At 41.8% G+C, this 6,550-nt stretch carries 6 protein-coding genes and 2 tRNA genes; 5 read left to right on the top strand and 3 right to left on the bottom strand.

Features of this window, described 5'->3' with window-relative positions; genetic code table 11:
* Window positions 1-282: 282 nt before the first annotated feature.
* A complete protein-coding gene (locus tag IGI89_RS01925; protein WP_005237544.1) occupies window positions 283-717 on the top strand; it encodes a universal stress protein in 435 nt (144 codons plus the stop codon).
* A 357-nt stretch (window positions 718-1,074) separates the two neighbouring features.
* Window positions 1,075-1,314, top strand: a complete 240-nt coding sequence (locus tag IGI89_RS01920; RefSeq protein WP_438735233.1) for a hypothetical protein — start codon at window positions 1,075-1,077, stop codon at window positions 1,312-1,314.
* 95 nt (window positions 1,315-1,409) lie between these two features.
* Here IGI89_RS01920 and IGI89_RS01915 read toward each other — a convergent pair.
* Window positions 1,410-1,482, bottom strand: a tRNA-Thr gene (locus IGI89_RS01915).
* A gap of 194 nt (window positions 1,483-1,676) precedes the next feature.
* On the opposite strand from IGI89_RS01915, the gene IGI89_RS01910 reads away from it, so the two are divergent.
* Window positions 1,677-1,750: transfer RNA gene (locus tag IGI89_RS01910), tRNA-Asn, on the top strand.
* A gap of 115 nt (window positions 1,751-1,865) precedes the next feature.
* Here the strand turns inward: IGI89_RS01910 and IGI89_RS01905 are convergent.
* Window positions 1,866-3,254 carry a hypothetical protein gene (locus tag IGI89_RS01905; protein ID WP_438735231.1) on the bottom strand — a complete coding sequence of 463 codons (1,389 nt, stop codon included), beginning with the start codon at window positions 3,252-3,254 and terminating at the stop codon, window positions 1,866-1,868.
* Complete coding sequence (locus IGI89_RS01900) at window positions 3,251-3,640, bottom strand: GntR family transcriptional regulator (RefSeq protein ID WP_438735230.1); 390 nt, start codon at window positions 3,638-3,640, stop codon at window positions 3,251-3,253. Before IGI89_RS01900 ends, IGI89_RS01905 begins: the two co-directional genes overlap by 4 nt.
* A 164-nt stretch (window positions 3,641-3,804) precedes the next feature.
* Here IGI89_RS01900 and IGI89_RS01895 point away from each other — a divergent pair, with 164 nt between their 5' ends.
* Complete coding sequence (locus tag IGI89_RS01895) at window positions 3,805-4,821, top strand: acyltransferase family protein (protein ID WP_438735228.1); 1,017 nt, start codon at window positions 3,805-3,807, stop codon at window positions 4,819-4,821.
* Between the two features lie 119 nt (window positions 4,822-4,940).
* On the top strand, window positions 4,941-6,269 hold the full coding sequence (locus IGI89_RS01890; protein ID WP_005237538.1) for an aminopeptidase C: 1,329 nt from the start codon (window positions 4,941-4,943) through the stop codon (window positions 6,267-6,269).
* Window positions 6,270-6,550: the final 281 nt, after the last annotated feature.

The following is a 6,550-nucleotide window of genomic DNA, read 5'->3' as shown; positions in this document are numbered from 1 at the left end:
TCAACAAACCAAGCTTAAAGTTTTAGCAAGAAAAAGGCGATAATACCGATTATCAGCAAGAAAAGCCCTAAGTACAAGAGCACAGTGACTGCAGCATGGAAAAAAGAGCGCATTTCTTTCACCTCGAATCATTGTTCTTCTTATTTTACTGCATAATTGCGGAACCAAGTAAGGACCTTCACAAATCTTAAAGGAAGTTTTAGGTCTCTTAAGAGTAGACCTCGTCCTTTTTTGTAACGCTTCCATTTTTTGTGGTAAAATAAAGAAAAGGAGGCGATTTGGATGTTACGTAATTCTCAAAATGTACTTGTAGCCTTAGATGGGTCGGATCAGTCAGAAAAAGCGTTCCAAGAAGCACTCGCGATTTGCCGTAGGAACAAAGCCAAATTGTATGTCCTCTCTGTTATCAACAATGCTGAGTTATCCACAAGTGCCTATGCTTTTGCGAAAATTTTTGATCAAGAAAAATTACGTGTGGAAACGGATATGTTGAAAAAAATCTATGATGCCAATCAACATGGGGTGGAAGATGTTGAGGTGATCGTTGAAGTCGGTGATCCAAAACGTTTTATCATTCATGCAGCGACTGAATTGTATCCAATTGATTTGATCGTTATCGGTGCAACTGGTAAAGGCACATTGACCCGAGCTGTCGTGGGCTCAACCACCGATTATGTCGTTAATCATTCGAAATGTACGGTGCTGGTCGTGAAGTAAAAATTTAAATTAAACGGAAAAATATGTTATTTTTTAAGTCAGCATCAAGCATCTCCTTTCAAAAAAATTCAGTTTAGTTGAAAAATCTGCTCTCTTAGCTTTAGGAGAGCGGGTTTTTTGTTGTAAAAAAGAAGTGCCTAAAATGGAGCTGTGAGTAACGATTGAAAACGTCTTTTCGTCGTTTTATCAAAAAAATATTTATGTAAATTGAACTAGGTTGACCGTTAGAAAAGAAAGTTTGTTACACTTTTAATAAGCAAAGGATGTAGGAAAAGTATTGGAGAGAGGGACTGATAATTTACTGAGTTTCCATGATTCAGCTGGTTGCAAGTGTCTATCATTGGAAAGGAGAATGAAATGAAGCGTGTTGCAGAAAACTATTTGGTTGTTTTTTCGATTCTTTTGCTGAGTATATGGTTAGGCTTGATCCAAGTGAAGGAATATTCGCAAGAAGCAGTCCTGTTGATCAGTTACTTTATCAATCTTTATACGCTCTTGTTCAAATTTAAAGATGCAGCGAGAATGGTGAAAGCAGTTGTATCTTTCGTACTATTGGGTTTTACGATCTTATTTCTTTTGTATATCGCAAGTAATTAGAGGCAATACGAATTGTTAACTTTAGAAATTATCGCTATATATTGGGAATGAGATGTACAAAAAAAGACAACGTTCGACAAACGTTGTCCTACCAAAGCCACTTGACGGGCTTGAACCGTCGACCTCATCCTTACCATGGATGCGCTCTACCAACTGAGCTAAAGCGGCGTGTTATTTAACACAAGATATAGAATACCGTAAAGGCGCTACTTTGTCAATGAGATTTTCGGATATTTCTTGAGAAAAACGCTTTGCGGGAAGGTAAGTTTCTAAAAGGGGATTTTCTTGAAAAAAAGGATCAAAAAATTGATTTTTGCTCTTGCTAAATTATCTGACTATTTGGTATAGTACAGATAGATTCTTCCGGCATAGCTCAGTTGGTAGTAGCGCATGACTGTTAATCATGATGTCGTAGGTTCGAGTCCTACTGCCGGAGTATCAAAAACGACCTTCGTTTCGGAAGGTCGTTTTTTTGTTGGAAAGAGTCCGTTCTTTTGTTGGTTGTCGATAGCCTGGGGATAATGGGTTCCCCAGTTTTTTCTCCAGAACACTCACTCCGCTGAGGAAATCTTCTGTAATAGTTCCTCGTATAAATCCGTCGTTTCGGCGGCTTTTTTATTTGTGTAAAAAACAGTTGGGCCATCGTTAGTAGTGACTTTTAAAATGGGCGTCACCTTCGTGTCGACAAACATTCTGGCAGGTTCGCCGGCAACGGTAAACTGACCGATTTGGTAACTGGCGGTTCCTACACCCATGGTACGAACACGAGGAGACGGCAATGTTTCGATCAATTCCACTGTCTCTATATCTGCCAAAGAGACCGTAGTTTTCCCGGTCATTGGTGCATTGAAGGTGACTTCTTGTCCTTGCACTTCGCCGGTGATCGCATCAGGAGCGAAATCTAAGCGGTACATGGGAATGATGGTCCCAATCATTAACACAAGTAAGAAGACCGCGGTGATACCTGCGACGATTTGTCCGCTGCGTTTGCCTAAATTGATGCCGATATTCATCCCAACACGGTCAGGAACGAACAGACGCGCATCATTAGGATTGATGTAAAAACCATATCGCCAGTAAGCATCTTCGCCATAATAGCGCGGTTGTGCTGCTGGTTCTAAGAGCTGATCTTGTTTTTTACGCAGATCAAGCAATAAGAAGAAGGTAAAGACGATCAAGAAAACCACCAAAACAACAAAGAGCACTAAGAGGATAGTACTGAATGCTCCAGTGGCGGACATGGACGCCAGCGGGACAGTCAATAAGAGCAGTGTAATGGTACAAGTGACAGCGATCAATAAGGACCAATAGCGCTTTGTTAAATCATTGATGTGCTGGTCGATAGCTGAATCACCGCTGATCCCGCGAACGGGTAAGCGGCTGATGATCACCCAGAGATAGAGGAACAGCGCAAAAATTGCTAAGGAGACACCGCCCATCAAGTATCCTGTAGAAAGATCAGGCAACTGCCATGCTTGGTACAAACTGATCATCAACAAAATCCCCGCAGGAACGAGGCTATACCACGGCAGCATCCGCTTATTTTTGGTTTGAACGAGTTTCGTATCGATCCGAATCGGATCGATGGGTAGTTCCCATCCATTGGTAAGGATCAATTGCCGCATTTTTCCGATGTAATGTACTTGCACCAAGTAAGCTGTCCCCAGCAAAGCGGCTATATAAAGCCAGAACAGGGTAAGGATGATGGAGTCAGATAAATTGAACAAAAAAAGGAGACTTGCTACACTAAATGTACCAACGATTTGTAAGATACGCTTGCGAAATTCTGTGATCAAGCTGTGGACGCTAGGATTATCCAGATGCTCAGGGGCAAGGGTATTTTCGAGTAAAACATTTTTGTGGGGTTTACTGATCAAGCGTAAACCAAATGCGGTCGTCCCACAGAGGACGAGGGCAATAATGAAAAAAAGATAAGTCATTTGCATTCATTCCTTTCAGGAAATTGGTCCAGAAGTTGTTGAACATCCGTTAAAAGCGTTTGCTTGCTTTTGCCGTGTAAGAGAGCGGTTGCTAGCTGTAGCTGTAAGTTTTGGCGATACTCCGCTTCTTGTCCGGAAGTAAACGGTGGTGGCGCGGCAACGGCGGTTCCTTTGCGGCGATCTGTGACTAACAAGCCTTCTTCTTTGAGGGAATTGTAGGCTTTTGAGATCGTCATGGTATTGATGCCGATCTCTTCGGCTAATTGACGGACGGATGGCAGCAATTCGCCAGCGGCCAAATCGCCTTTTGCGATACCGACAATGATCTTTTCCCGCAACTGCTGGTAGATGGGTTGGTTGCTTTGGGTTTGAATATCAAATATCATCGAAAACAGCTCCTTTGTATTATATATATTAATACAAACTATACAAAATAGCAACTGGTAATCAAATGAACAAGAATCGTTAGAAAAAAGTAAATAGCTTGTTACAGTTCTGTTTCATGGATCAGGTATCCTTTGACAGATACAACTTAGAGGAGGAACTTTTTATGAGCCAATCGCAAAGAACGGCTTACTTTGATAATGCAAAATTTTTACTGATGATCTTGGTCGTCTTCAGTCACTTGCTGCAGCCTTTTATCGGCGATCAGAAGTTTTATCATGACCTATATTATTTTATCTTCACTTTCCACATGCCAGCTTTTGTTTTTCTGGCTGGGTACTTTGCCAAACCGTTGACGAAGGGACACAAGCTTCGTGAGTTGATGAAAAAGTTCTTGCTGCCTTATGTCTTCTTTCAGGTGTTTTACACCGTCTATTACTGGTTGATCGGTCTACGGGAGTCGCTAAAAATCCAACTGTTGAATCCGCAATGGGCACTTTGGTTTTTGCTTAGCATGTTCTTTTGGCAGCTCTCGCTGTTGATCTTTCAAAAAATGTCCAAAAAGCAGGCGATCCTGCTGAGTATTGGCTTGAGCATCTTTGCTGGCTACGTGCCGTTTTTAAATCAAGTGTTGACCTTGCAGCGGACCTTTGTCTTTTTGCCGTTTTTCATTATCGGGTTTTATTTTCCCAAAAATGAGATGCGCTTTTTATTGAAACCAAAGATTCGAACCATCAGTTTGCTTTTCCTACCGATCATCTACACCTTTATCGCGTTTTTTCATGGGATGAACAAGTACATGGTTTTTGGTTCCAAGCCTTATGACGATTACTTGAGCTATCAGTTGTTCGGCGGTCCCTTGCGTGCGGTCTTTTTCGTGATCGGGCTGATGGGGATCATCGGTTTTCTGAGCCTCGTGCCCAGAGAGCACCTGTTTTTTACGAAGTGGGGCAAAAACACACTGCTGGTCTATCTTTTACAGGGGATCTTCATCAAGGGCTTGCGGGCATTAGCCATCACCGACTTGAATCTGTCGGTATTAGGCTTTGTGACGTTGGTGTTAGCCAGTGTTTTACTGACGATCTTGCTAGCTAGCCGCCCGATCCGCTTCCTGTATGCACGATTTGAACGAGGACTATCCTTTGTTTTACTTGGCTTTTTGCTTTTGATGCTAACCCTTTAAATCCTTGATACGAGCAACCGCTCTTAGAAAGATGATCCTTTCATTTTTCTAGGAGCGGTTGTTATTTGAGAGGCAGAGGCGTAAAATGGAAGGAACGGAAAGTGAAAGGATGAAGAAATATGTCAGAAATTTCAAAAAAGACCACCGCTGCCTTTGCGCAAGCGTATCAAGACAATAATAAACAAACGGCACTGCAACGGAGTGTTGTGAAAAATGGGATCACCGCTTCTGCAGAAAACGTGTTAGCAAAAGTCAACAATGTGCCGGTTTTCTCAGTCGATGTGACAACAGGGAAAGTCTCAAACCAAAAACAATCAGGCCGCTGCTGGATGTTTGCCGCATTGAATACATTCCGTCATAAGATGTTGAATGATTTCAATTTAAAAGAATTTGAATTGTCGCAAAACCATACCTTCTTTTGGGACAAATACGAAAAAGCCAACTATTTCTATGAAAATATTTTAGCAACTGCTAACGAACCTTTAACAAGTCGCAAAGTTGCTTTCTTATTGCAAACCCCACAACAAGATGGTGGGCAATGGGACATGATCGTTTCGATTTTCCAAAAATATGGTGTTGTGCCAAAAACGGTCATGCCAGAAAGCAGCAACTCTTCTAATTCTCGTGATCTAAACAATTACTTAAACAAAAAACTGCGTAAAGATGCGGTTGCTTTGCGTCAGCTAGTAGCAGAAGGCAAAACAGCTGAAGACATCCAAACAGCCAAAGAAGCGATGTTGGAAGACATTTATCGTTTCTTAGCGACTTCTTTAGGCACACCGCCAGAAACCTTTGATTTTGAATACCGTGATGAAGACAAAAACTATCACATTGATCGCAACTTAACACCACAAAGCTTTTATGAAAAATATGTCGGGGTGGACCTTGACGATTATGTCAGTATCATCAACGCACCAACTGCCGACAAGCCTTACAATCAATCGTATACCGTAGAAATGCTAGGCAACGTGGTTGGCGGCAAAGAAGTCAAATACTTGAACGTCGATATGCCGACCTTCAAAAAATTAGCGATCGCTCAATTGGAACAAGGGGAGTCCGTGTGGTTCGGTTGTGATGTCGGTCAATCTTCTACCAGAGATACTGGGATCATGGCATTAGATGCCTATGATATCAATGACTTATTTGATATCGACTTTACGATGACCAAAGCAGAACGCTTAGATTTTGGCGAAAGCTTAATGACCCATGCGATGGTCTTGACCGGTGTTGATTTGATCGATGGCGAATCAACCAAATGGAAAGTCGAAAACAGCTGGGGGGAAAAAGTCGGAACGAATGGCTTCTTCGTCATGAGCGATGCATGGATGGATGAATACACCTATCAAATCGTGGTTCGCAAAGAATTCCTGACAGCAGAACAATTGGCTGCCTTTGAAGCAGAACCAACGGTCTTGGCACCTTGGGATCCAATGGGCGCTTTGGCGTAAGTCAGCAATTTCTAATGGCCGACTGAATATTTACTGAAAATTTTCAAAAAGACGAAATAAAAAAATAACGAACCAGTTGCCGCAATCCAACCGTTAGGAAAGCAGAAATCCTAGCAGCATGGGAGTGTGGCAACGGTTCTTTTTTTATTTACTGACAAAAAAGCGGTACCATCCCAGAAAAGTGGGAACTTATTTATTGTAAGATGAAGCAAACTTCTTTAAAATGGAATAGTCACTAATGATGCCACACGTCTCATTAGAGTGAACTGTTGAAGAATGGT

Origin of the sequence: Enterococcus sp. AZ141 (assembly GCF_051714385.1) — a bacterium.
Classification (GTDB): Bacteria; Bacillota; Bacilli; order Lactobacillales; family Enterococcaceae; genus Enterococcus_D; species Enterococcus_D entomosocium.
This window is presented reverse-complemented; position numbering and strand designations above follow the sequence as displayed.

What these genes read in the sequence shown, in the direction of transcription:
- IGI89_RS01905 (WP_438735231.1), bottom strand. Translation starts at nt 3,254, where the DNA reads ATGACTTATCTTTTTTTCATTATTGCCCTCGTCCTCTGTGGGACGACC.
- IGI89_RS01900 (WP_438735230.1), bottom strand. Translation starts at nt 3,640, where the DNA reads ATGATATTTGATATTCAAACCCAAAGCAACCAACCCATCTACCAGCAG.
- IGI89_RS01920 (WP_438735233.1), top strand. Translation starts at nt 1,075, where the DNA reads ATGAAGCGTGTTGCAGAAAACTATTTGGTTGTTTTTTCGATTCTTTTG.
- IGI89_RS01895 (WP_438735228.1), top strand. Translation starts at nt 3,805, where the DNA reads ATGAGCCAATCGCAAAGAACGGCTTACTTTGATAATGCAAAATTTTTA.
- IGI89_RS01890 (WP_005237538.1), top strand. Translation starts at nt 4,941, where the DNA reads ATGTCAGAAATTTCAAAAAAGACCACCGCTGCCTTTGCGCAAGCGTAT.
- IGI89_RS01925 (WP_005237544.1), top strand. Translation starts at nt 283, where the DNA reads ATGTTACGTAATTCTCAAAATGTACTTGTAGCCTTAGATGGGTCGGAT.